This is a genomic window from Burkholderia sp. ABCPW 11, from assembly GCF_001523445.1.
In the GTDB taxonomy this organism is placed as follows: Bacteria; Pseudomonadota; Gammaproteobacteria; order Burkholderiales; family Burkholderiaceae; genus Burkholderia.
On record NZ_LOVM01000037.1, the window covers coordinates 79,399 to 102,213 of the forward strand.

Here is a 22,815-nt window from a genome sequence, read left to right on the forward strand (position 1 = left end):
GGCAGTTGCCGCCAACGCGCGTCACGCGTCGTCCGCATCGGCGCCTTCGGCCCCTTCCGCGCCGAGCAGGCCGGCCGCCGCATCGCCCGGCAGCGCCTCGACCTGCTTCAGCTTGCGGCTCATCACACGCGTGCGCTGCTCGGCAGACTCGATCGAACGCGTGACCGTTTCGAGCTGCGCCTTCGTGCGCGCGAGCACGTCGCCGAACTTGCCGAACTCCGTCTTGACCGCACCGAGCACCTGCCACACCTCGCTCGAGCGCTGCTCGATCGCGAGCGTGCGGAACCCCATCTGCAGGCTGTTCAACAGGGCGGTGAGCGTGGTCGGCCCGGCGACCGTCACACGATAGTCGCGCTGCAGCAGGTCGGTCAGCCCCGGGCGGCGCAGGATCTCCGCATAGAGCCCCTCGGTCGGCAGGAACAGCAGCGCGAAATCGGTCGTGTGCGGCGGCGCGACGTACTTCTCGGCGATCGTGCGCGCTTCCATCCGCACCCGCGCCTCGAGCGCACGCGCCGCCTCCTCGACGGCCACCGCATCGGCGCGCTCCTGCGCGTCGATCAACCGCTCGTAGTCTTCGCGCGGGAATTTCGCGTCGATCGGCAGCCACACCGGCGGCGCGTCGCGCGTGCCGGCAGCGCGGCCCGGCAGCCGGATCGCGAATTCCACGCGCTCGGTACTCTTCGGCACCGTCGCGACGTTCTTCGCGTACTGGTCGGGCGTCAGCATCTGTTCCAGCAGCGCCTCGAGCTGCACTTCGCCCCAGGTGCCGCGCGTCTTCACGTTGGTCAGTACCTTCTTCAGGTCGCCGACGCCGGCCGCGAGCGTCTGCATCTCGCCGAGCCCGCGATGCACCTGTTCGAGCCGGTCCGACACGAGCTTGAACGATTCGCCGAGCCGCTGCTCGAGCGTCGCGTGCAGCTTCTCGTCGACGGTGCGGCGCATCTCCTCGAGCTTCGCCGCGTTGTTCGTCTCGATTTCCTTCAGCCGCTGTTCGAGCGTCGCACGCACTTCGCCGATCCGGCGGTCGTTCGCCTCGGTCAGTTGCGTGAGCTGCCGGTTCAACGTGTCGCCGAACAGCCGCAGCGCGCCCGTCTGTTCGTCGCGCGCCTGCTGGGCCTGGCGCTGCACGCTCTCGCGCATCGCATCGAACTGCTGTGCATTGCCGGCGACGAGCTTGCCGAGCTGCTGCGCGAACCCCTCGATCTGGCTGTTCTGCACGGTCGCCACGCTCGTCAGTTGCGCGGCGAGCGTCTGCTGCAACTGGGCAAAGCTGCCAGCCAGCTCGGTACGCGACCCGCGCGCATTTTCGACGATCTCGCCGCGTAATTCGCGTTCGAGTCGCTCGACTGCGCGCGCCTGCGCATGCGCGGCATCCTCGATCCGGTCGCCGAGCACGGCCGCGTCGTCGTGGCGGCCGCCGCCGCGCACGAGCGCGACGATCGCCACCGCGAGCGCGACGGCCAGCACGACGACCGCCGCAAGCAACAACGTCATCGTCATGCGCGCGGCTTCCCGATCACGTCAGGGTTGATCGGATTCGGCGGCTGCCCCGCACGCGGCCCCTCGCCCAGCGCGGCGATCAGGTTGTCGGCGGCGAGATTCGCCATCGCGCGGCGTGTCTTTTCGGTCGCGCTCGCGATATGCGGCGTCAGCACGACGTTCGGCACTTCGAGCAGCGCCGGATGCACGCTCGGCTCGCCCTCGTACACGTCGAGGCCGGCCGCGGCGATCGTCCCGTCGCGCAACGCGGCGGCCAGCGCCGCATCGTCGACGATCCCGCCGCGCGCGATGTTGGTCAGCGTCGCCGTGGGTTTCATCTTCGCGAGCTCGGCCGCACCGATCGTGTGATGGTTCTCTTTCGTGTACGGCAGCACGAGCACGACATGATCGGCGCGCGCGAGCAGCGCATCCTTCGACACGTATTCGGCATCGAGCTCGGCTTCGATCTCGGGCGCGACCCGCGACCGGTTGTGATAGATCACCTGCATCCCGAAGCCGCGCGCGCGGCGCGCGAGCGCCTGGCCGATGCGGCCCATCCCGATGACGCCGAGCGTCGAGCCGTAGATGTCGGCACCCAGGAAGCCGTCGTACGCCCACTTCTGCCAGTGACCGGCGCGCAGCCAGTGTTCGGATTCGGCGATCCGACGCGCGGCGGCCATCATCAGCGCCCAGCCGAAATCGGCGGTCGACTCGTTCAGCACGTCGGGCGTGTTGGTGCCGAGCACGTTCGCGGCGTTGAACGCGGCCATGTCGAAGTTGTTGTAGCCGACCGCCATGTTCGCCACGACGCGCAGGCGCGGCGCGGCCGCGAGCGTCGCCGCGCCGACCGGGTCGCCGGCCGTCAGCGCGCCGTCCTTGTCGGCCAGACGCGCGGCGAGCGCGTCGGGCGTGAGCACGTCGCCGTCGTTCCAGTCGACTTCGAAATACTGCTCGAGCCGTTCGATCACGTCCGGAAAGATCGGACGCGCGACCAGGATCTTCTGCATCGCCATCTCCGCATGCCGCGGACGGGTCGTAGCGCCGTGCGCCGCCGGGACCGCCCGCTCGGGGTTGAAAATCGTCAGCTTACGCCGGGAAGAAAAGCCACGACGTCAGCAGGAATACCGGTATCAGCACGACGAGCGCCCAGCCGAGGTACGCAAAGAAACTCGGCATCTTCACGCCGCGCGATTCGGCGATCGCCTTCACCATGAAGTTCGGCGCGTTGCCGATATAGCTGTTCGCGCCCATGAACACCGCGCCGGCGGAAATCGCAGCGAGCGTCGATGCGCCGGTCGTCATCAGCGTCTGCGCATCGCCGCCCGCGAGGTTGAAGAACACGAGATAGGTCGGCGCATTGTCGAGGAACGACGACAGGATGCCCGTCGCCCAGAAGTACATCGCATCGATCGGCTTGCCGTCGGGCCCCGTGACGAGATGGACGATCTGCGCGAACGCGCCGTCCGCCCCCGCGCGCAGGATCACGATCACCGGCGCGATCGTCACGAAGATGCCGGCGAACAGCTTCGCGACCTCCTCGATCGGCGCCCAGTTGAACGCGTTGCCCGCGCGCGCGGAACGCGGCGTCAGCGCGAGCGACACGAGCGTCACCGCCACGAGCGCGACGTCGCGTACGAGATTCTGCAACGCGACGTGCGTGCCCCACACGTCGAACGAGATGCCCGGCTTCCACACGCCGCTCATCAGCACGAGCGCGATCACGGCCGCCAGCAGCACGAAGTTGATCTTGCCGTCGATCGACAGCGCCGCACCGTCGGGCGTCGGATCGAGCGCGGCCGGCCGCTCCTCGCCGCCCTTCCGGTAGAAGTACGTATCGAGCGCGAAGAACAGCGTCAGCAGCACCACGCAGATGAACAGCATCGGCAGCGCGAGATGCGTGGTCGTCCAGAAGAAGCTCACGCCGTTCAGGAAGCCGAGGAACAGCGGCGGATCGCCGAGCGGCGACAGCGAGCCGCCCGCGTTCGCGACGAGGAAGATGAAGAAGATCACGACGTGCACGACATGCTTGCGGTTGTCGTTGGCGCGCAGGAGCGGCCGGATCAGCAGCATCGCGGCGCCCGTCGTGCCCATCACGCTCGCGAGCAGCGTGCCGAGCGCGAGGATCGCGGTATTCAGCTTCGGCGAACCATGCAGATTGCCGTTCACGCAGATGCCGCCCGCGACCGTATAGAGCGCGGTGAGCAGCACGATGAACGGAATGTATTCCTCGAGCAGCGCATGCACGAGCGTGCCGAACGCGGTGCCGGCGCCGAACGCGACCGCGAACGGCGCGAGGAACACGATCGCCCAGCCGGCGGCGATCTTGCCGAAGTGGTGATGCCAGAACACGGGGGCGACGAGCGGAAACAGCGCGATGGACAGCAGGATCCCGGCGAATGGGATCCCCCAGAGCGCCGACAGCGTGGAACCGTCGAGCGTGGCGGCCGATGCGAGCGCGGGAGCGGCGCCAAGCGCGATTCCCGACGCCATGCCCGCCCAGGCGGCATGTCGTTTCATGCGAAACTTCCTTGTTCGAGTAAGGGTGAAGGCAGCGGGCGCGTCATGCGCCCCGTACGACGATCGCGTGCACGCGGTACGGACCGTGTGCACCCAGAATGATTGTTTGCTCGATGTCGCCGGTGCGCGACGGGCCCGACACGAAATTGACCGCGCGCGGCAGTTCGCCGCGCTCCGCGCGAATCAGCGCGAACGCGTCTTCATGACCGGCGACGATGCGCGACGCCGGCACGATCGCGATGTGGGTTTCCGGCAGCAGGCCAGCCGATGCGTAAGTGTCGGGGCCGGACAGCAATACCAGCGACCCCGTTTCGGCGGTCGCGCAAAAGCAGCCTGTCAGGCCGACGAGATCGCCGTCACGCGGCTTGCGGCACTCGACCGACAGGCCGGCGGCGGCCCAGTCGAGATCGGCCAGCGTGCGCCATGCGATGGCCTGAGCCGGCAGGCCGTGAGCGGCAAGATAGCGGGCGGCGGCGGCAGGCACGTCGGCCAGCGTCGCGACTTCGTCGACCGTGGTCGACAGGCGCTGCGCTTCGTCGACGAAAGCGGCGACGAGGTCGGCCGGCACCGGCGGGCGCGGGCCTTGCGGATGACGGGCAAGGTAGTCGGCGACGCCGTCGCGCTCCGCTGCATCGGGTTCGGCCGCGCGCCCCTGCGCCGCGCGGATGCGCGCGAGGATCTGGCGACGGGCAGCGGAAGTGTCCATGAACGGTCCTCGTGACGTTGCGTGCAATACGTCGGATTATACCGGCCACCCCTGCTGCGACACACCTTCGGCCGAACGGCCGGCGCCTACTTCGACGCGTCTTCCTCGACCGGCTGCGCGATGCCGAACACCTGGCGCAGGTACGCGAGATACGCCTTGTCGTCGCACATGCTCTTGCCCGGCGAATCCGACAGCTTCGCGACCGGCTGGCCGTTGCAGCGAACCATCTTGATCACGATCTGCAGCGGCACGTAGCCGAGATCGTTGGTGAGGTTGGTGCCGACGCCGAACGCAAGCTTGCAGCGGCCGCGGAACCGTTCGTACAGCTGCATGACCTTCGGAATGTCGAGCGCGTCCGAGAACACGAGCACCTTGGTGCGCGGGTCGCACCGGTTCGCCTCGTAATGACGCAGCATCCGCTCGCCCCAGTCGAACGGATCGCCCGAATCGTGGCGCGCGCCGTCGAACAGCTTGCAGAAGTACATGTCGAAGTCGTTCAGGAACGCGTCCATGCCGTAGACGTCCGACAGCGCGATCCCGAGGTCGCCGCGATACTCCTTCGCCCACATCTCGAAGCCGTAGATCTGCGAATCGCGCAACCGCGGGCCGAGCGCCTGGCACGCCTGCAGGTATTCGTGCGCCATCGTGCCGAGCGGCGTGATGCCGTGCTTCATCGCGTACAGCACGTTGCTGGTGCCCGCGAACTGCGGGCCGAGCCCGTCGCGCAGCGTGAGCGCGACTTCCTCGTGCCAGACCTTCGAGAAGCGCCGGCGCGTGCCGTAGTCGGCGATCTTGCAGTCGGCGAATTCGGGCTTCGCGCCGAGCAGCTTGATCTTCTCGCGCAGCCGTTCGCGGCCTTCGCGATAGTCGGGCTCGCGCTGCGTGTTGCGGAAATAGACTTCGTTGACGATCGCGAGCACCGGGATCTCGAACAGGATCGTATGCAGCCACGGCCCCTCGATCACGATGTCGATCTCGCCGTTGCCTTTCGGCGACGGCGTGATCGAGATGTACTTCTCGTTCAGGTGGAACAGCGCGAGGAAGTCGACGAAGTCGCTCTTGATGAAGCGCATCCGCCGCAGATAGTCGAGTTCGACGTCGGAAAAGCGCAGCGAGCACAGGCCGCGCACCTCGTCGCGAATCTCGTCGATGTACGGCACGAGATCGACGCCGGGCGTACGGCACCGGAAACGGTATTCGACGTTTGCAGCGGGAAAGTGATGCAGGACGACCTGCATCATCGTGAACTTGTAGAGATCCGTGTCGAGCAGCGAAGTGATGATCATGATGACGGCAGCGCCAATAGCGTGACCGGCCCCGACGCACCGCGCGCCGCCCGGTCTGTCGACCATGTTACCCGAATGCGTGCCGGACCATCGCGAAACCGCCCCCGCCACGCCGCATCGCGCTCGTGCCCGGCGCGCGGTTGTGTCCGTCTTGCGCCCACCATAAACTAATCACGAAACGATATAAGCCGGATAGCCGACCACGCCATGCGGGTTTTGCGCTTCAGTTACAATGCCGCTTTTGGCGCAAACGCCACCCCATATATACCGCCAAGCAGGAGCGTTTTAATGACTCACGTTGTGACCGAAGGCTGCATCAAGTGCAAATACACGGATTGCGTGGATGTGTGCCCGGTGGATTGCTTCCGTGAAGGTCCCAACTTTCTCGCCATCGATCCGGACGAGTGCATCGACTGCGCCGTGTGCGTCGCAGAATGCCCGACCAATGCGATCTATGCCGAAGAAGACGTTCCGGGCGACCAGCAGCAGTTCACCGCGCTGAACGCGGAGCTGGCGAAGAACTGGCCGTCGATCACGAAGACCAAGCCGGCGCCCGCCGATGCGGACGAGTGGAAGGACGTGCAGGACAAGCTGCACCTGCTCGAACGCTGATCGCACGACGGCGACTGAAAAAAATTTTATTCGCTGCGGCTCCAAAGTATTGACAGGTTAGCGAACACTCCATACAATCTCGTTTCTCTGCTGTTGTTGTTTGTTCCCCGATAGCTCAGTCGGTAGAGCGCCGGACTGTTAATCCGTAGGTCCCTGGTTCGAGCCCAGGTCGGGGAGCCAAATAGCGAAAGGCCCGTTGAAAGTGGACGGGTTTTTTGTTGAACGAAGCAACACGCAGATGTACCGATTTATTCCCCGATAGCTCAGTCGGTAGAGCGCCGGACTGTTAATCCGTAGGTCCCTGGTTCGAGCCCAGGTCGGGGAGCCAAATAGCGAAAGGCCCGTCATTCGACGGGCCTTTTGTTTTTTCCGGCCGCCGTTCCGCCCTTCCGCTTTTCGTGGCCCGATCACGCGCATGCTAGAGTCTCTGTCCCGCATTCGCATCCGGTTCCGTCGATGAAGCATCGCCTACTGCTCTCCGCCCCTCTCGCCCTCCTGCTCTCCGCGTTCGCTGCAGCGCCGTTCGCGCAGGCGGAGGAAGTCGGCAGCGTCAATACCCATTTCCGCGTCACGGGCTCCGATCGCGTGGTCGTCGAGGCCTATGACGATCCGGTCGTGAACGGCGTGACCTGCTACGTGTCGCGCGCCCGCACCGGCGGGATCAAGGGCACGCTCGGCGTGGCCGAGGATCCGAGCGAGGCATCGATCGCGTGCCGGCAGGTCGGCCCGATCAGCTTCAAGGAACCGCTCAAGCAGCAGACCGACGTGTTCAGCGAACGCATGTCGTTCATCTTCAAGACGCTGCACGTCGTGCGCGTGGTCGACAAGAAACGCAACACGATCGTCTACCTGACCTACAGCGACCGCATCGTCAGCGGCAGCCCGAAGAACGCCGTCACCGCGGTGCCGATGCCGGCCGGCACGACGATTCCGGTCAAGTAAGCCCGCTCCCGCCGGGCGCGCGAGCGATACACTGTCGGTTCGACCGCTCCCGCGCCCGCTCATGTCCGCCACCCGCCTTCCCGATTCCGCACGCTACTGGCGCACGCCGCTCGTGCCGGACGCGGATCTCCTCACGGCCACCTATCGCGATCACGCGTTCGCGCCTCACTGGCACGACGCATACACGATCCCCGTGATTCTCGAAGGCGCGGAACGCTTCACCTATCGCGGCACCGGCCATGTCGCCGAAACGGGCACCGTGCCCGTGATCAATCCCGGCGAAGTCCATACGGGGTCGCGTGCCGCCGACGAGGGCTGGTGCTATCGCGTCAGCTACATGCCGGTCGAATTCATCCGCGAACTCGCCAGTTCGATCGCGGGCCGCCCGCAAGATGCGCCGTGGTTTGCGCCCGACGTGATCCGCGACGCCGATCTCGCGGCCCGGCTCACGCTCGCGCACCGGATGCTGGAAGCCGGTAGCGAGCAAGCGCTGTCGTCGCATGCGCCCGTGCAGTCGGCCGACGCGCCGGCGGCCGGCGGTCCGGCCACCGGCGCGCCGCGCATCTACGATCCGCTCGCCGCCGAAACCGCGATGCTCGACGCGCTGTCGACGCTGATCGCGCGCCACGCCGTCGTGCGGCCGCAGCCGGCGCCGCTCGCGGCCGACGAACCGCGCGTCGACGCGATGCGCGAGCGGCTCGCCGCCGATCTGACGTGCACGGTGACGCTCGACGATGTCGCGCAGGCGGCCGGCCTGTCGCCGTTTCACGCGGCGCGCCTGTTCACCCGTACGGTCGGCATGCCGCCGCATGCGTGGCGCAATCAGCTGCGGCTGCAGCGGGCGCTGGCGCCGCTGCGCGCGGGCATCCCCGTCGCCGATGTCGCGGCGGCCAGCGGCTTCGTCGACCAAAGCCATTTCACGCGGCATTTCAAACGGATGTTCGGCGTGCCGCCCGGGCGCTGGCAGGCAAGCTGACGCGGCTTCCCGCAGCCGTCGGCCGCGCCGCGACCCGCGCCGGCCGGCACGCGAACCGGCACCGCTCCGGCGAGCGCAAGAACATACAAGCCGGCTCGCCACCGGCACGCTATCCTCCCCCTCATGGAGGAGCGCTTCTTGAACAAGACACCCGTATCGCCCCCGCGCCGCCCGCTCAACGAATGGCTCGACGGCGCACGCGACACGATTCCGATGATGATCGGCGCGGCACCGTTCGGCGTGATTTTCGGCACGCTCGTCGGCGGCGGCCCGCTCGCCGCATGGCACGGCGCGCTGATGTCGCTCGCAGTGTTCGCGGGCTCCGCGCAGTTCATCGCGCTCGGCCTGATCGCCGGCAGCGCGGGTTTCGCCGTCGTGCTCGCCACGACGCTGATCGTGAACCTGCGCCACCTGCTGTACAGCGCGACGCTCGCGCCCTATGTCGCACACCTGCCGCTGCGCTGGCGCGCGACGCTTGGCGCGTTGATGACCGACGAGGTGTTCGCGGTCGCCTACGGACACTACCGGCACTACCCGCCCGGTACGATCGGCCCCCACTACTTTTTCGGCTCCGGGCTCGCGATGTACCTGAACTGGCAGGTCTGGACGCTCGCGGGCATCGGCTTCGGCACGGCATTCCCGGGCCTGCAGTCGCTCGGCCTCGATTTCGCGATGGCGGCGACCTTCATCGCGATCGTCGTCCCGCAGCTCGGCACGCTGCGCTACTTCGCGGCGGCCGCCACGGCCGGCACGCTCGCGTACTTCTGGCAGGGCTGGCCGTACAAGCTCGGGCTGCTCGGCGCGGTCGCCGCCGGCGTCGCGATCGGCGTCGTGCTCACGCTGCTGCACGATCGCACGCGCGCCGGCTCCCGCCCGGAGGCTGCGTCGTGAGTTACGCGCTGCTGATCCTCGGGATGGCCGTCATCACGTATGCGATCCGTTCGACGCTGTTCCTGTTCGGCGAGCGGCTGACGTTCCCGCCGCTCGTGCGGACCGCGCTCGGCTTCGTGCCGGTCACCGTACTGACCGCGATCATCGTGCCGATGACCGTCTCGCCGCACGGCGGCACGGCCGAGCTGACCTGGCGAAACCCGCAGCTCGTCGGCGCGCTCGCGGCCGTGCTCGTATCGGCCGCGACCCGCCGCCCGCTCGTGACGATCGCCGCCGGGCTCGCGGTGTTCTTCCTGTGGCAAGGGGTCGTACTGCCGCACTGGCTGCCCGCCTGAGCGCAGGCTCCGTCGCGCACGCTCAAGTTTCCGCCCGGTGCGCCGATATAGGAGATGAAGACCCGCCACCGGCCCCGGCGCGCATCGGTCAGTCGACGCCGTGCCCCTTCCCCGGTGCACCGCGCCGGCGCCGGCTTGCGCGGGCCGCCATCGAGACGATTCATGGGCCAGATCACCCTTTCCCTCAAGGACGACACGCTCGAGTCCCTGCGCAAGGACTACGATGCGTTCGTCCGCGTGTCGCTGAAACTCGACCCGCAATTCGCGACGCCGTCGTTCGAGGATTTCCTGCGCGCCAAGCTGCTCGACAACATGGTGCCGCTGACCGAGCACGCCGTGCAGCGGATGCTGCAGGGCGGCCAGTACGCGTGGGCCAAGCGCACGCTCGACAAGGAATTTCCGGACGTCGTCGCGATCCTGATGCGGCAGGCAAGCGAATTCGGCTTCGGCTTCGCGTCGCGCTCCGAATGGACGCCCGACGAACTCGCGAAGGCATGCCGCGACTGGGCGAAGGCGATCGTCGCCGAAGCGCAGGGCGACGCGTCGCTGATCGACCCGCTCGCGTCGCAGATCAAGAGCGCGGCGCAGGACATCCAGACGCTCGAGGAACAGATGCAGACGCCTGCGTGGCGGCTCGCGGAATCGCTGCGGCAGCGGATCTACGAGGCCAAGCTCGCGTGCGAGATGAGCGTCGGCAGCACCGCGCGCGACAAGCTCGGCGAACTGCGCGGGCTGCTGCGGCTCGGGCTCGCGCACGGCTCGTTCCAGAAGCAGGAAGCGCAGCAGATCATGGAATACCTGCGGCTGCTGAAGCCGGAGATCTTCGTCGAGGAACCGTACGACGTCTTCGCGCGCCTGGCCGCGTGGCTTCGCAGCGTGTTCACGCCGGCCGCCGTACGGCCGGCCCAGGGACAGGGGCAAGGCCAGCGCCGGCCCTGAGCGCGCTCGTCCCGCGCAACGCATCACCCCACGAAAACGGCCCGGTCGCGCGAAGCGAACCGGGCCGCCTGACGATTGCCGTCGCGCCGCGCCGTTCCAGGCAAGCGTCGCGACGGCGTCGCGCACGCTTACTGCGTGGCGCCCTGGGCCGATGCACCGCCCTGCGCGCCGACCGATGCGCCGCCTTCGGTCGCCTCGTCGGCCTTCGCCTTGGCCGAGCCCGCATGGCCCTTGGCCGACTTCGCCGCATGCTTCGTGTGCTTCTTGGCCGAATGGACGGCCGACGACGTCGTATCCTTCGCGCCATCGGCCGCCGCGCCGACTGCATCGGTCGCACCGCCCGTCGCATTGCCCGACATGTTCGCGCCGGCACCGCCCTGCGCGCCCGCACCGACACCTGCCGCCGGCGTCTGCGCCTGCACGCCGGCACCGGCCGCGCCTTGCGCCGTCGTGCCCGTCTGGGCGAATGCGGCCGAAGTGGCGAACGCCGTCAGCGCGGCACCGATCAGCATCGTACGAATCTTGGACATGGCAATTCTCCTCAAGAAGTTGTGCGCCCGGGCCGCAGCGAAGCGGTCCGGCGCGTTCCCCGCCGCAACGCGCAGCAGGTACGACAGAAGACCGGCCGCCCGCGCGGCCGGTTCGCGAATCTCTCAGACTGTTACCCACCGTTTCATTTGCTGACGAATCGCTCACAGTCCTTTACATCCGCCGGCGGCCGCCCGCGCTCGCGTGCGGGCGCGCGGTGCCGTATGATGCGGAGCGTTTCCTCCCGCGCGTCGCGCACCTTCCTCGTCATGCCCAATCTGGATTTCACGCTGACCGGCGAATACGTCGAGCTGCACAACCTTCTCAAGATCACCGGCCTCGCGGACAGCGGCGGCACCGCGAAGCTGATCGTCGCGTCCGGCGCCGTGAAAGTCGACGGCGCGATCGAGCTTCGCAAGACCTGCAAGATCCGCGCGGGCCAGGTCGTGCTGCTCGGCGACACGCGCATCGCGGTGCGCGAGGCCTAGCGCCCGCGCGGGTTCCCCCTGCCCGCGACATGGCCATCGGCGCGCGCGTTCGACACGGTACGAATAAAGCCGTAAGCTAGCCGTCTCTCAAAATAAATACATATAGCGCGGGCCCGCACCCGCGCGAGCGCCCATTCCATGTCGCATTCCGGTCTTACGAGGACGGCCGCCGCGCCGCCGTCCCTGTCCAGTCATGCCGCCGATACCGCGCGCCTCGCCGCGCCGCTCGCGATCGCGCAACTTTCCCAGATGGCGATGAGCGTCACCGACACGGTGCTGCTCGGTTCGCTCGGCCCCGATTCGCTCGCGGCGGGCGGGCTCGGCGCGAACTTCTTCTTCGTCATCGTGACGATCCTGCAAGGCGTGCTGTCGTCGGTCAGCGTGAGCGTCGCGCATGCGCGCGGCGCCCAGGCCGAGGATCGCGTGCCGCACATCTACTGGACAGGCTTCGCGCTGTCCGTGCTGCTCGCGATTCCGGCCATCGTCGCGCTGTCGCTTGCCGAACCGATCCTGCTGATGTTCCACGAGCCGCCGCTGCTCGCGCATCATGTCGGCGAATACACGGGCATCCTGCGCTTCGCGGCGCTCGGCAGCCTGATCGGCGTCGGGCTGATGCGCGCGTTCCTGCCGGCGATCGGTGCCGCGCGGCGGCTCTTGTGGGTGTCGATCGGCGGCGTCGGCGTCAACGGCGTGCTGAACTACGGGCTGATCCACGGCGCCTTCGGGTTGCCGCGCCTCGGCTTTCTCGGTTCGGCCGTCGCGACGACGATCACGATCTGGCTCACCGCGCTCGCGCTGATCTGGCTGCTGCACGGCCGGCAGCGCTTCCGCCATTTCGTGACCGCGGCGCGCCCGAAGCTGCCCGTGATGGGCGAGTTGATCGGCATCGGCTGGCCGGTCGCGATCACGTACGGGGTCGAATCGATGCTGTTCCTCGCCACCGGCCTCACGGTCGGCGTGCTGGGCGCGACGTCGCTCGCCGCGCACCAGATCGCGCTGAATGTCGCGTCGGTGTCGTTCATGGTGCCGCTCGCGATCGGCCAGGCGGCCAACGTCCGCGTCGGCTACTGGATCGGCGCGGGCTCGCCCGTCGCCGCACGGCACGCGGGCTTCGTCGCGCTCGCGCTCGGCGTCGGCTTCATGTCGCTGTCGGGCCTCGTGATGATCGTCGCGCCGCATACGATCGTCGGCCTGTACCTGCACCTCGACGACCCGGCCAACGCGGCCACGGTGTCGCTCGCCGCGTCGCTGCTCGGCATCGCCGCGGTATTCCAGATCGTCGACGGCATGCAGACCGTCGCATCGGGGGCGCTGCGCGGCCTGAAGGACACGCGCATCCCGATGCTCGCCGCGACCTTCGGCTACTGGGGCATCGGCTTCCCGACCGGCTACTGGTTCGCATTCCACGCGGGCATGGGCGCGCGCGGCCTGTGGTGGGGGCTCGCGGCCGGGCTCGCGAGTGTCGCCGCGCTGATGGCATGGCGCTTTCACCGCAAGACCACGTCGCTCATCGTGACGGCCCGCTAGGCGCGACACGACGCAAAATCGCAGCCGGCGCTATGCTTGTCGATCGGAACCCCTCGAGACGCCGCGCCAGCGGCGCGACTGCCTCACGATACGTCTGATTACGCCTGACGCCGCGCGACGACGCGCGGCCTTTCCCCTTTCCTGGAGGAGTGCATCATGAACGAAGCAGTTCGGATGGAACGCGACACGTTCGGCGAGATCGCCGTGCCCGCCGACCGGCTCTGGGGCGCGCAGACCGAGCGCTCGCTGCAGAATTTCCGGATTTCGACGGAGAAGCAGTCGCCCGAGCTGATCCACGCGCTCGCGATCGTCAAGCGTGCCGCGGCGGCCGTCAACCAGTCGCTCGGCGTACTCGCCGACGACAAGGCGCGCGCGATCATCGAAGCCGCCGACGAGATCATCGCCGGCCGGCATCCGCGCGAGTTCCCGCTCGCGGTGTGGCAGACGGGCTCCGGCACGCAGACCAACATGAACCTCAACGAGGTGATCGCGAACCGCGCGAGCGAGCTGATGGGCGGCGAGCGCGGCGAAGCGCGCAAGGTTCATCCGAACGACGACGTGAACCGCGGCCAGTCGTCGAACGACGTGTTCCCGACCGCGATGCACGTCGCGGCAGCGTACGCGATCGTCAATCACCTGCTGCCGGCGCTGCGCACGCTGCGCGCGACGCTCGACGCGAAGTCGAAGGCGTTCGCCGACATCGTGAAGATCGGCCGCACGCACCTGCAGGACGCCACGCCGCTCACGCTCGGCCAGGAGTTCTCCGGTTATGTCGCGCAGCTCGACCACGGCATCCGTCACGTCGAATCGTCGCTGCCGCACCTGTACGAGCTCGCGCTCGGCGGCACCGCGGTCGGCACGGGGCTGAACGCGCATCCGGAGTTCGCGGTGCGCGTGGCCGACGAGATCGGCCGGCTGACGAAGCTGCCGTTCGTGACCGCGCCGAGCAAGTTCGAGGTGATGGCCGCCGCCGACGCGCTGGTCTTCGCGCACGGCGCGCTGAAGACGGTGGCAGCCAGCCTGATGAAGATCGCGAACGACGTGCGCTGGCTCGCGAGCGGCCCGCGCTGCGGGCTCGGCGAGCTGTCGATTCCGGAAAACGAGCCGGGCAGTTCGATCATGCCGGGCAAGGTGAACCCGACGCAGTCGGAAGCCGTGACGATGCTGTGCTGCCAGGTGTTCGGCAACGACGTCGCGGTCAACGTCGGCGGCGCGAGCGGCAATTTCGAGTTGAACGTGTTCCGGCCGATGATCGCGCACAACGTGCTGCAGTCGGTGCGGCTCCTCGCCGACGGCGCGCAGAGCTTCAACGATCACTGTGCGGTGGGCATCGAGCCGAACCGCGCGCGGATCGACCTGTTGCTGAACGAATCGCTGATGCTCGTGACGGCGCTCAATCCGCACATCGGCTACGACAAGTCCGCACAGATCGCGAAGAAGGCGCACAAGGAAGGCACGACGCTGAAGGCGGCCGCGCTCGCGCTCGGCTACCTGACCGAGGCGGAATTCGATGCATGGGTGCGCCCCGAGCAGATGATCGGCACGCGGTAACGGCAGGACGGCGGGCGCGGCGCGGAAGGTGCGGCGCCCGCGGCACTCAGACGGTGCCCTTCGCGACTTCTTCCGGCTTCATCTCGACGATCTTGTCGAGCGCGGCCCGCACGTCGGCCGCGTATTTCGCCAGCACCCGCTGCTCGTCGGTTTCGGGCACGAACGGCGGCACCGGCACCGGGTTGCCGTTCTCGTCGACCGCGACGAACACGACGAGGCAATCGGTCGTCTGACGCAGCACGCCGCCCTTCGGATCGCCGGCGTGCACCGACACATGGATGTGCATGCTGGTACGGCCCGTCGCGACGACGCGCGCCTTCAGCTCGACCAGATTGCCGACCAGGATCGGACGCTGGAAACGGATGTTGCCGACGCTGACCGTCACGCAATAGCGGCTCGACCAGACGGCCGCGCACGCATACGCGACTTCGTCGATCCACTTCATCAGCGCGCCGCCGTGCACCTTGCCGCCGAAGTTCACGGACGAAGGCTCGGCAAGGAAGCGGAATACGGTTTCGGTGCGGTCGAGGGCAGCCGGCACGGGGGACGGTTGAGGCATTGTTCTGGCTCCAGGCGGCAGGGGCGCCGTCATCGGGCCATTATACGTTGCACTGCGGCAACGCGGCGCGGCAAGCCCCGCGTGGCGGGGCTGCGGCGACCATGCCGGCTCGTGCCGGACCAGCGCCGCTCAGCGGCGTACCGTGACGCCCTGGTCGATCGTTCCGTACATCTCGATACTGCCGCCGCGCTCGCCGGTCGCGCCGGTGCCGCCGGGTGCACAGGCGGCGCACACGAGCGCCGCCGCCAACACACAGAAAATCGTCTTCATCGTTGCATCGCGTCTCATGCGGCGGCCCGCTGCCGCCGCGTCCGGCCATTCTACGCGTGCCCTGCAACGGGCTGCAGGCCGGGCCGCGCAGCGGCACCGTCGCTGCATCCGACATTTCATCCGAAAGCGAAACGTCGAATGCGCGCACGGACTACACTGCCTTCATCCCGCTCGACGAGACACGACGATGACCGATCAAGACGACCACCATTTTCCGGGCCTGAGCCGCATCGGCGCGCTGATCGCCGATCCCGGCCGCGCCGCGATGCTATGGGTGCTGATGGACGGCAGCGCGCGACCGGCCGGCGAACTGACGATGATCGCGGGGCTGTCGCCGTCCGCGGCCAGCGCGCACCTCGCGCGCTTGACCGAGGGCGGCCTGCTGGCCCTCGACGTGCGCGGCCGGCATCGTTACTACCGCATTGCGTCGGCCGACATCGCGGCCTCGCTCGAAGCGCTGGCGAACGTCGCCCGCGCGGCCGCGCCGCATCGCCCGGTCCCGCCGCCGTCGCGCACGGTCCCGGCCGAACTGCGCTATGCACGCACCTGCTACGACCACATGGCCGGCGAGCTCGCGGTACGGATCTTCGACGGCCTCACCGCGCGCCGCTGGCTGTTCGCGAACGGCGACGCGATCGAGACCACCGAGCTCGGCACGCAGGCGCTCGCGCAATGGGGCATCGACGTCGCGCAGCAACGCACGCGCCGGCGACGCTTCGCGTGCGGCTGCCTCGACTGGAGCGAGCGGCGCTCGCATCTCGGCGGCGCGCTCGGCGCGGCACTGCTCGAAAGCTTCTGCGCGCACGGCTGGATCGAGCGCGCTGCCCGACCGCGCGTGCTGCGCGTCACGGTTCCCGGACAGCAGGTTTTCGACGCGTGGCTTACGTCCGCTTGACGCCGGCATTGCAGCCGCACGACAACAGCGCGCGATGGACAGGTTTTGTTACATCGCGTGCCATTCGACTTACAAAACACCGTGCCTTGAAACAGGCCAAGCGGATATCGTGAACTGGACGGCACGAATCGACGCGCCGCGATCACAACGATGACGCTCACCATGGCCTCCCTCTTCACGCTCAAGCGCACCGCCCGCTACACGCTGCTCGCGTTCGTCGCGCTGGCGACGCTGCCGCCCGCCTTCGCGCAATCGGCCGATGCGCCGCCGAATGTCGCCGCGGCACGGCAACCGGCCGGCGATCCGCCCGGCCGCGTCGCGCGGCTCAATTACCTGTCGGGTGCCGTGACGACCGAACCGGCCGGCACCGATACGTGGTCGTATGCGGCGGTGAACCGGCCGCTGACGACCGGCGATCAGCTCTGGAACGATGCCGGCGCGCGCTCGGAACTGCACATCGGCTCGACCGCGGTGCGGCTCGGCGAATCGACGAGCCTGTCGGTGCTGAACCTCGACGACACGACGACGCAATTGAAGGTAGGGCTCGGCACCGTGTCGACACACGTGCGCGACTTGCCGGCCGGCGGATCGTACGAAATCGACACGCCGAACCTCGCGCTCGGCATCGCCGGCCCCGGCGACTATCGCGTCGATGTGGCGCCGAACGGCGCGAGCACGACGGTGACGGTACGTAGCGGGAGCGCAACCGTGTACGGCAGCAACGGGCAGTATCCGCTGTCGCCGGGGCAGCAGGTGGTGTTCACCGGCACCGACCTGCAGGTCGCGCAGCAATCGGGTGCACCCGGCCCCGACGCGCTCGACCAGTGGGCCGCCAGCCGCGACGCGGCCGAAACGCGCTCGGTGTCCGCCCGCTACGTGTCCCGCGACATTCCCGGCTACCAGGATCTCGACGCGAACGGCACGTGGCGCGAAACCCCGAATTACGGCGCGGTATGGGTGCCGAACGACACGCCGGCCGATTGGGCGCCGTATCACGACGGCCACTGGATCTGGCAGGCGCCGTGGGGCTGGACCTGGGTCGACGACGCGCCGTGGGGCTTCGCGCCGTATCACTACGGCCGCTGGGCGTACGTGGACGACAACTGGGCATGGGTGCCCGGCCCGATGGTCGTCAGCCAGCCGCCCGCCTATGCGCCGGCGCTCGTCGCGTTCGTGGGCGGCGGTGGCGGCGGCGGTTCCGACTGGAGCGTTGCGCTCACGGTCGGCGGCGTCGCCGCGGCCGGTTGCGCATGGTTCGCGCTCGGCCCCGGCGAACCGTGGCATCCGGGCTGGGGCGGCTGGAGCCCGCACTACTACGACCGCGTCAACCGCAACATCGTGGTGAACAACGTCAACGTGAACAAGACCGTGAACGTGACGAACATCACCAATATCACCAACATCAACAAGACATATGTGAACTTCCGTGCACCGCACGCGATCACGGCCGTGCCGGCCACCGCGTTCGTGCACGGCCAGCCGGTCGCGCATTTCTCGCAGCACGTCGATCCGCAGCAATGGCGCAACGCGCACGTCACGCCGGGCACGCCCGGCATCGCGCCGGTGCGCCAGAGCTTCACCGGCGGGCTGCGCAATGCCAGCTACCGCCCGCCGGCGGCGATCGCGCAGCACCCGTACGTCGCGACGCGCAATCCGGCCGTGCCGCCCGCGTATCGCGACCAGGCCGCCGCCCACCTCGCGCAGCAAGGCGGGCGCGTACCGGGCGCCGGCGCGCCCGTCGTGAAGACGAACGTGCCAGCCGACTATACGGCTCGCCCGGTCCGCGTTCCGGGTCAGTCGCAGGGCGGCGGCGCATGGGCGATGCACAACGTGCAGCTCGTGAATCCGCACGGCCCCGTCGTGCAGCCGCCCCGTGCGTCGCGCGAAGGCCCGCCGGCCGGCGAGCAGGCCGCGCGGCCTGGCGCGCCGACGCCGGGCATGTCGAATGTCGCGCGGCCGCCGAACGGCGAAAGCCCCAACGCACCGCGATTCGCCAACGGCGGCACGCTGCCGGCACCCGGCAACCCGATGCCGCATCAGGCGTTCGCGCCCGGCAACGGCGTCCCGCATCCACCGGGCGCGAACAACGCTCCGGCAGGGACCGGCAACGCGCACGCGGCGAACGCGCCGTCCCCCGTGTGGATGCAGCCGCACACGCCGATGGCGCGTCAACGCCCCGATTCACCCACCGCACTGCATGCGGCAGGAGAGAATGCGCTGCCCCCCGTGCGCAGCGCCGCGGTGCCGCATCCGAACGGCGTGCCGGCGCCGCAAGGCGTACAGCCCGGCGGCCGCAACGAAGCGCCGCGCGCGCGGCCGCAACCGCGGGTCGACAATACCGCGCAGATTCAGCAACCGCGTCCGCACCCTGATTTCCAGACGCCGGCCCGGCATGCGCAGCCGCAACCGGAACGGGCCGCCCCCGCGCCGCAACCACGCCCGGACTTCGCTCAACCGGCGCCGCATCGCGAGGTCGCGCCGCCGCGCGTGAACGAGTACCGTCCGCCCGCGCCCGCGGTGCACGACGTGCCGCGTCCGCAGCCGCAGGCGCCGCACATGGAGCCGCGACCGCAGCCGGCGCCCCGCATGGAACCGCGCCCGTCGATGCCTGCTCCCCGGATGGAACCGCGGCCGCAGCCGGCGCCGCACGTCGAGGCGCCGCATCCGGGCAATCCGCCGCCGCAGGGCGGCCACGACGAGCGGCATCGCCAGTAAGTGCAGCAAAGATGAAACAAAAAGGCTCGACCGGCTAATACCGGTCGAGCCTTTTTGCAGGGTACGGATCGATGAAACCGTGCGGGCTCGCCCGCGCGATCAGACCGCCATCGGTGCGGTCAGCGGCTCGTGGTGGCGATAGCCGACGAGCGAGAAATCGGACGGCTCGACCTGCTCCAGCCATTCGGGCGCATAGACGCCCGTTTTCGCGTACTCGGGCACGCGCTCGGCGATCTCGAGCCGCGGGCTTTCGTACGGCTCGCGCGTGAGCTGCTGCTGCAGCATGTCGAGCTGGTTCTCGTAGATGTGGGCGTCGCCGATGAAATACGTGAACCAGCGCGGCGTGTAGCCCGTCAGCCGGCCGACGAGCGACAGCAGCGCGGCCCCTTCCGTCAGGTTGAACGGCGTGCCGAGACCGACGTCGTTGCTGCGGATGTACAAGCACAGCGAGATCTCGCGCTTCGTCGCGTTCGGCAGGAACTGGTACAGCAGATGGCACGCGGGCAGCGCGATCTGGTCGAGCACGGCCGGATTCCACGCGTGAAACAGGATACGACGATCGGACGGGTTCTCCATGATCGTGTCCAGGCACTGGCGCAACTGGTCGATCGCCTTGTACAGCAGCACCTTCGGCGCGCCATCCTCGTCGAAACGCGTGACGATCCGGAAGCCGCGGCGTGTCGCATCGGCGATCTGCGCGTCGGCGCTCGCATCGAGCACCTTGTAGCCAGGCCACTGGCGCCATTGCACGCCGTATACGTCGCCGAGATCGTCGACGCCCTGGCGATACGGGTTCGCGAGCCACTGCGCGTTCTCGTTCGCGTTCGCATCCCACACCTTGCAGCCGAGCGCGCGGAAATCGGCCGCGCTGCGCGACGCACGCAGGAAGCCGACCAGTTCGCCGATCGCCGACTTGAACGCCAGCTTCTTGGTCGTCACGGCCGGAAAGCCTTGCTGCAGGTCGAAGCGCAGCATCGCGCCCGGCATGCTGATGGTACGGATCCCCGTGCGGTTCTCCTGCCAGGCGCCGGTATCGAGAATGGTACGAACGAGATCGAGATACTGTTTCATGCGGGTTCCTTCGGCCGCGAGAGGCGGCCGTACCCGCCGATTTTAACAAGCGTGGCGCGGAAGCTCCGGCAACGGCGCCGAAAACCCTGCCAGCGTGTCGCCACGATCGCGCATGCCGTGCGCACACATCAGCCGGTAGAGCGTGACGCGCGACACGCCGAGCTCGCGCGCGGCATCCGCAAAACGGCCGCGATGGCGCAGCAGCGCCTGCTCGATCGCCTGCCGTTCGGCCGCCTCGCGCGCCTCCAGCAGCGACACCGGCGCGAGCGTCGCATAGTCGTTCAGCTCGAGATCGGCGGCGGTGATCATCCGGCCTTCGGACATCACGATCGCACGGCGCACACGGTTGATCAGCTCGCGCACGTTGCCGGGCCACGAATAGCCGTACAGCGACGCGACCGCATCCGGGGAAAAACCGCGCAGGCGCCGATGCGCATCGCCCTTGAAGCGCTCGAGCATGTGGCGCGCGAGCACCTCGATGTCCTTGCCGCGCGCGCGCAGCGGCGGCTCCTCAATCTTCAGCACGCACAGCCGGTGAAACAGGTCCTCGCGAAAGCGCCCTTCACGCAGCGCCGCCTCCATGTTCACGTGCGTCGCGCAGATCACGCGTACATCGACCGGCATCGACGCATGCGCGCCGAGCCGCTCGATCTTGCCTTCCTGCAGGAAGCGCAGCAAGCTGGCCTGGCTTTCGAGCGGCAGATCGCCGATCTCGTCGAGAAACAGCGTGCCGCCGTTGGCTGCCTCGACGCGGCCGATCTTGCGCTGGTTCGCGCCGGTGAACGCGCCGCGTTCATAGCCGAACAGTTCGGCCTGCAGCAGCGTCGACGGTATCGCACCGCAATTGATCGCGATGAACGGCGCCTGCGCGCGCGCCGAGCGCTCGTGAATCGCGACCGCCGTCAATTCCTTGCCCGTGCCCGACTCGCCGGAGATGAACACCGGTGCGTCGGTCGCCGCGACACGGCGGATCGTCCTGAAGAGCCCGAGCATCGCATCGCAGGTGCCGACCATCTCGCCTTCGCTGCGCCCCGCGCCGACGGGCGGCGAAACGGGATCGGTCAGTGCGACCATGCCGTGCGCATGACCGACAGTCTCGACGATCCGCGCCGTTTCGTACGGCATCGTCACGTAGTCGAAGCAATAGTCGCGAATGAGATGGCGCAGCGTCGCGTCCTGCAACTGGCCGCGCCGCGTCGCCGCGATCCAGCCGATGTGCTGGATGCTCAGGCAGGATTCGAGTTCGCGCAGGTCCGACGGCTTGAAGCCCGGCGAGAAATCGAGCAGGCCGGCGGTGGCCACGCCGTGCTGCACGACGCGCCGCACATCGCGCACGGTCTCGGCCAAGTCGACGCGCCAGCCGCATTCGTCGAAATGGCCGCGCAACGCGTCGTTCGGTTCGCGCGAATAGTAGACCACGTGCCGCTGATCGGCTCCCATATGCTCACCCCGTTCATCAACCGTCCAACGATTGCTGCACACGTCGGATTGCGTGCAAAAGGATCGAATCGGGTCAGCCAGAGGTGGCTCGATTCGCCATGCCGATGCGCGGCAACGACACAGCCTCGCATGATGGCGCTTGTCTCGCGTCCAGTAATTTTTTGATCGAGACAACCCGGTTATAGGCACCGAATACGACAAATCCGTTTCATTGCCAATGGCGACACGGCCGAATCGCTCGGGAGTCGATGCAGATCAATCCTCTGCACATAGCACATGCGCAGGAACGGTTTCGTCATCGACACACGCGCCGATTTTCATCCTTGAAGCGTGTCGATTGAATCAGCAGTATTCCCGAGCCCCATCGTTTCAGGCCTGAAACATTTTCAGGCGTTTTCGGCCACCGTTCGCAACGCTCGAGCGCGAGTCGCAATGGCGGCAATGGCCCCGGTACGGTGGCATGTATTTCGCTGAATACGTACACGATCGGAGACATCCGCCATGCGAAAACTTCGTTTACTTTCTTTCGTGCCGATGGCGCTCGCGCTCTCGGCCGCCGGCCCGCCTGCTCCGGCATGCGCGGACGACGGCATGCAGCCGGATCGCGCCATGCTGCTTGCCGAAAACACGTCGAGCATGCAGCACGGCAACGGGTTCGGCATCCTGACCGTGTCGGCACCGCAACCGCTGCCGGCCGCCAACGCCTCCGTGACGCTGTGGGACGAGATCCCGCCACCGCCCCAGTTGCCGATGCCGCTGCCGGCGCCGCAACCGGGCGACATCCGGCATGCGATGGAAGGCAATGCGCGAGGCAATACGCATCCCTGATGCATGTGCCTCTTCAATTCGATCAGGATAACGTATTGAACTGACGAGCCGGTCGAACGGGATGCCGTCGAGCGGAACCGGCCTCGCCGATCTCGCGACATAAAACGTTTTGGTGCTCCGTCCCCCGGCGGGCACTCTTTTTATTCGGACGGGCCGCCGCGACGCGGGGCATCGCGCGTCGCGGCGCACGACGCCGGAAACGCCGGTCCCCGTGCGGGCGGGCGGAATCCGGCGCACGCCGTCGTTCCGGTAAAATCGGC

General features: G+C 68.1%; 22 protein-coding genes and 2 tRNA genes. 14 read left to right on the forward strand and 10 right to left on the reverse strand.

What is annotated here, in order from left to right:
- Positions 1-21: 21 nt before the first annotated feature.
- The 5 genes from rmuC to pncB all read right to left on the reverse strand — a co-directional run bounded on the left by rmuC (position 22) and on the right by pncB (position 5,988).
- Positions 22-1,500 (reverse strand): DNA recombination protein RmuC, encoded by a 1,479-nt coding sequence (gene rmuC, locus WS61_RS16720; RefSeq protein WP_059501614.1) that lies wholly within the window; start codon positions 1,498-1,500, stop codon positions 22-24.
- The gene (locus WS61_RS16725; protein ID WP_059501719.1) at positions 1,497-2,486 is read right to left on the reverse strand and encodes a D-glycerate dehydrogenase; all 990 of its coding nucleotides are present in this window, start codon (positions 2,484-2,486) and stop codon (positions 1,497-1,499) included. Before WS61_RS16725 ends, rmuC begins: the two co-directional genes overlap by 4 nt.
- Positions 2,487-2,565: 79 nt before the next feature.
- Positions 2,566-3,996: a sodium:proton antiporter gene (locus WS61_RS16730; protein WP_059501616.1), complete on the reverse strand. Its 1,431-nt coding sequence runs from the start codon at positions 3,994-3,996 to the stop codon at positions 2,566-2,568.
- A gap of 43 nt (positions 3,997-4,039) precedes the next feature.
- Positions 4,040-4,702, reverse strand: coding sequence for a lactate utilization protein C (locus tag WS61_RS16735; protein ID WP_059501618.1), 663 nt, complete (start codon positions 4,700-4,702; stop codon positions 4,040-4,042).
- Between the two features lie 86 nt (positions 4,703-4,788).
- Complete coding sequence (pncB, locus tag WS61_RS16740) at positions 4,789-5,988, reverse strand: nicotinate phosphoribosyltransferase (RefSeq protein WP_034206754.1); 1,200 nt, start codon at positions 5,986-5,988, stop codon at positions 4,789-4,791.
- A 288-nt stretch (positions 5,989-6,276) separates the two neighbouring features.
- Here pncB and fdxA point away from each other — a divergent pair, with 288 nt between their 5' ends.
- The 8 genes from fdxA (at position 6,277) to WS61_RS16780 (ending at position 10,683) form a co-directional block, all read left to right on the forward strand.
- On the forward strand, positions 6,277-6,600 hold the full coding sequence (fdxA, locus tag WS61_RS16745; protein ID WP_009688972.1) for a ferredoxin FdxA: 324 nt from the start codon (positions 6,277-6,279) through the stop codon (positions 6,598-6,600).
- Positions 6,601-6,704: 104 nt separating this feature from the next.
- Positions 6,705-6,780, forward strand: a tRNA-Asn gene (locus WS61_RS16750).
- A 72-nt stretch (positions 6,781-6,852) separates the two neighbouring features.
- Positions 6,853-6,928, forward strand: a tRNA-Asn gene (locus tag WS61_RS16755).
- A gap of 128 nt (positions 6,929-7,056) precedes the next feature.
- On the forward strand, positions 7,057-7,542 hold the full coding sequence (locus tag WS61_RS16760) for a CreA family protein (RefSeq protein WP_059501619.1): 486 nt from the start codon (positions 7,057-7,059) through the stop codon (positions 7,540-7,542).
- A 61-nt stretch (positions 7,543-7,603) separates the two neighbouring features.
- The gene (locus tag WS61_RS16765) at positions 7,604-8,518 is read left to right on the forward strand and encodes an AraC family transcriptional regulator (RefSeq protein ID WP_059501621.1); all 915 of its coding nucleotides are present in this window, start codon (positions 7,604-7,606) and stop codon (positions 8,516-8,518) included.
- 123 nt (positions 8,519-8,641) lie between these two features.
- Entirely contained in the window at positions 8,642-9,409 is a 768-nt protein-coding gene (locus WS61_RS16770) for an AzlC family ABC transporter permease (protein WP_059501623.1), read from the forward strand.
- Positions 9,406-9,744, forward strand: coding sequence for an AzlD domain-containing protein (locus WS61_RS16775; protein WP_043181927.1), 339 nt, complete (start codon positions 9,406-9,408; stop codon positions 9,742-9,744). The genes WS61_RS16770 and WS61_RS16775 overlap by 4 nt, the downstream gene beginning before the upstream one ends.
- A gap of 162 nt (positions 9,745-9,906) precedes the next feature.
- Positions 9,907-10,683 carry a DUF4088 family protein gene (locus tag WS61_RS16780; RefSeq protein WP_059501626.1) on the forward strand — a complete coding sequence of 259 codons (777 nt, stop codon included), beginning with the start codon at positions 9,907-9,909 and terminating at the stop codon, positions 10,681-10,683.
- Between the two features lie 128 nt (positions 10,684-10,811).
- Here the strand turns inward: WS61_RS16780 and WS61_RS16785 are convergent, their stop codons facing one another.
- Complete coding sequence (locus WS61_RS16785) at positions 10,812-11,213, reverse strand: hypothetical protein (RefSeq protein ID WP_059501628.1); 402 nt, start codon at positions 11,211-11,213, stop codon at positions 10,812-10,814.
- Between the two features lie 267 nt (positions 11,214-11,480).
- Between WS61_RS16785 and WS61_RS16790 the strand changes: the two genes are divergently transcribed.
- From WS61_RS16790 to fumC, 3 genes are all read left to right on the forward strand, one after another.
- Positions 11,481-11,699, forward strand: coding sequence for an RNA-binding S4 domain-containing protein (locus WS61_RS16790; protein ID WP_027783904.1), 219 nt, complete (start codon positions 11,481-11,483; stop codon positions 11,697-11,699).
- A 138-nt stretch (positions 11,700-11,837) separates the two neighbouring features.
- Positions 11,838-13,226: a multidrug efflux MATE transporter NorM gene (gene norM, locus WS61_RS16795; protein WP_059501630.1), complete on the forward strand. Its 1,389-nt coding sequence runs from the start codon at positions 11,838-11,840 to the stop codon at positions 13,224-13,226.
- 156 nt (positions 13,227-13,382) lie between these two features.
- Positions 13,383-14,777, forward strand: a complete 1,395-nt coding sequence (gene fumC / locus WS61_RS16800) for a class II fumarate hydratase (protein ID WP_059501633.1) — start codon at positions 13,383-13,385, stop codon at positions 14,775-14,777.
- Positions 14,778-14,823: 46 nt separating this feature from the next.
- On the opposite strand, the gene WS61_RS16805 is transcribed toward fumC, so the two are convergent.
- Entirely contained in the window at positions 14,824-15,336 is a 513-nt protein-coding gene (locus WS61_RS16805) for an acyl-CoA thioesterase (RefSeq protein WP_023475851.1), read from the reverse strand.
- Between the two features lie 129 nt (positions 15,337-15,465).
- Positions 15,466-15,606 carry a hypothetical protein gene (locus WS61_RS35225; RefSeq protein ID WP_179949338.1) on the reverse strand — a complete coding sequence of 47 codons (141 nt, stop codon included), beginning with the start codon at positions 15,604-15,606 and terminating at the stop codon, positions 15,466-15,468.
- 187 nt (positions 15,607-15,793) lie between these two features.
- On the opposite strand from WS61_RS35225, the gene WS61_RS16810 reads away from it, so the two are divergent.
- On the forward strand, positions 15,794-16,501 hold the full coding sequence (locus WS61_RS16810) for a helix-turn-helix transcriptional regulator (protein ID WP_059501635.1): 708 nt from the start codon (positions 15,794-15,796) through the stop codon (positions 16,499-16,501).
- 150 nt (positions 16,502-16,651) lie between these two features.
- Positions 16,652-19,216: a DUF6600 domain-containing protein gene (locus tag WS61_RS16815; protein WP_257127281.1), complete on the forward strand. Its 2,565-nt coding sequence runs from the start codon at positions 16,652-16,654 to the stop codon at positions 19,214-19,216.
- 99 nt (positions 19,217-19,315) lie between these two features.
- Here WS61_RS16815 and WS61_RS16820 read toward each other — a convergent pair whose 3' ends face one another.
- The gene (locus tag WS61_RS16820; RefSeq protein WP_059501636.1) at positions 19,316-20,287 is read right to left on the reverse strand and encodes a thymidylate synthase; all 972 of its coding nucleotides are present in this window, start codon (positions 20,285-20,287) and stop codon (positions 19,316-19,318) included.
- A gap of 42 nt (positions 20,288-20,329) precedes the next feature.
- Positions 20,330-21,727 carry a sigma-54 dependent transcriptional regulator gene (locus tag WS61_RS16825; protein WP_059501638.1) on the reverse strand — a complete coding sequence of 466 codons (1,398 nt, stop codon included), beginning with the start codon at positions 21,725-21,727 and terminating at the stop codon, positions 20,330-20,332.
- 501 nt (positions 21,728-22,228) lie between these two features.
- Here WS61_RS16825 and WS61_RS16830 point away from each other — a divergent pair.
- Positions 22,229-22,555 carry a hypothetical protein gene (locus tag WS61_RS16830; RefSeq protein WP_059501640.1) on the forward strand — a complete coding sequence of 109 codons (327 nt, stop codon included), beginning with the start codon at positions 22,229-22,231 and terminating at the stop codon, positions 22,553-22,555.
- Positions 22,556-22,815 lie beyond the last annotated feature (260 nt).

Bases quoted from the DNA above. Each gene is read 5' to 3' on its own strand.
- rmuC (WP_059501614.1), bottom strand. From the start codon at position 1,500: ATGACGATGACGTTGTTGCTTGCGGCGGTCGTCGTGCTGGCCGTCGCG.
- WS61_RS16725 (WP_059501719.1), bottom strand. From the start codon at position 2,486: ATGCAGAAGATCCTGGTCGCGCGTCCGATCTTTCCGGACGTGATCGAA.
- WS61_RS16730 (WP_059501616.1), bottom strand. From the start codon at position 3,996: ATGAAACGACATGCCGCCTGGGCGGGCATGGCGTCGGGAATCGCGCTT.
- WS61_RS16735 (WP_059501618.1), bottom strand. From the start codon at position 4,702: ATGGACACTTCCGCTGCCCGTCGCCAGATCCTCGCGCGCATCCGCGCG.
- pncB (WP_034206754.1), bottom strand. From the start codon at position 5,988: ATGATCATCACTTCGCTGCTCGACACGGATCTCTACAAGTTCACGATG.
- fdxA (WP_009688972.1), top strand. From the start codon at position 6,277: ATGACTCACGTTGTGACCGAAGGCTGCATCAAGTGCAAATACACGGAT.
- WS61_RS16760 (WP_059501619.1), top strand. From the start codon at position 7,057: ATGAAGCATCGCCTACTGCTCTCCGCCCCTCTCGCCCTCCTGCTCTCC.
- WS61_RS16765 (WP_059501621.1), top strand. From the start codon at position 7,604: ATGTCCGCCACCCGCCTTCCCGATTCCGCACGCTACTGGCGCACGCCG.
- WS61_RS16770 (WP_059501623.1), top strand. From the start codon at position 8,642: ATGGAGGAGCGCTTCTTGAACAAGACACCCGTATCGCCCCCGCGCCGC.
- WS61_RS16780 (WP_059501626.1), top strand. From the start codon at position 9,907: ATGGGCCAGATCACCCTTTCCCTCAAGGACGACACGCTCGAGTCCCTG.
- WS61_RS16785 (WP_059501628.1), bottom strand. From the start codon at position 11,213: ATGTCCAAGATTCGTACGATGCTGATCGGTGCCGCGCTGACGGCGTTC.
- WS61_RS16790 (WP_027783904.1), top strand. From the start codon at position 11,481: ATGCCCAATCTGGATTTCACGCTGACCGGCGAATACGTCGAGCTGCAC.
- norM (WP_059501630.1), top strand. From the start codon at position 11,838: ATGTCGCATTCCGGTCTTACGAGGACGGCCGCCGCGCCGCCGTCCCTG.
- fumC (WP_059501633.1), top strand. From the start codon at position 13,383: ATGAACGAAGCAGTTCGGATGGAACGCGACACGTTCGGCGAGATCGCC.
- WS61_RS16805 (WP_023475851.1), bottom strand. From the start codon at position 15,336: ATGCCTCAACCGTCCCCCGTGCCGGCTGCCCTCGACCGCACCGAAACC.
- WS61_RS35225 (WP_179949338.1), bottom strand. From the start codon at position 15,606: ATGAAGACGATTTTCTGTGTGTTGGCGGCGGCGCTCGTGTGCGCCGCC.
- WS61_RS16810 (WP_059501635.1), top strand. From the start codon at position 15,794: ATGACCGATCAAGACGACCACCATTTTCCGGGCCTGAGCCGCATCGGC.
- WS61_RS16815 (WP_257127281.1), top strand. From the start codon at position 16,652: ATGACGCTCACCATGGCCTCCCTCTTCACGCTCAAGCGCACCGCCCGC.
- WS61_RS16820 (WP_059501636.1), bottom strand. From the start codon at position 20,287: ATGAAACAGTATCTCGATCTCGTTCGTACCATTCTCGATACCGGCGCC.
- WS61_RS16825 (WP_059501638.1), bottom strand. From the start codon at position 21,727: ATGGGAGCCGATCAGCGGCACGTGGTCTACTATTCGCGCGAACCGAAC.
- WS61_RS16830 (WP_059501640.1), top strand. From the start codon at position 22,229: ATGCGAAAACTTCGTTTACTTTCTTTCGTGCCGATGGCGCTCGCGCTC.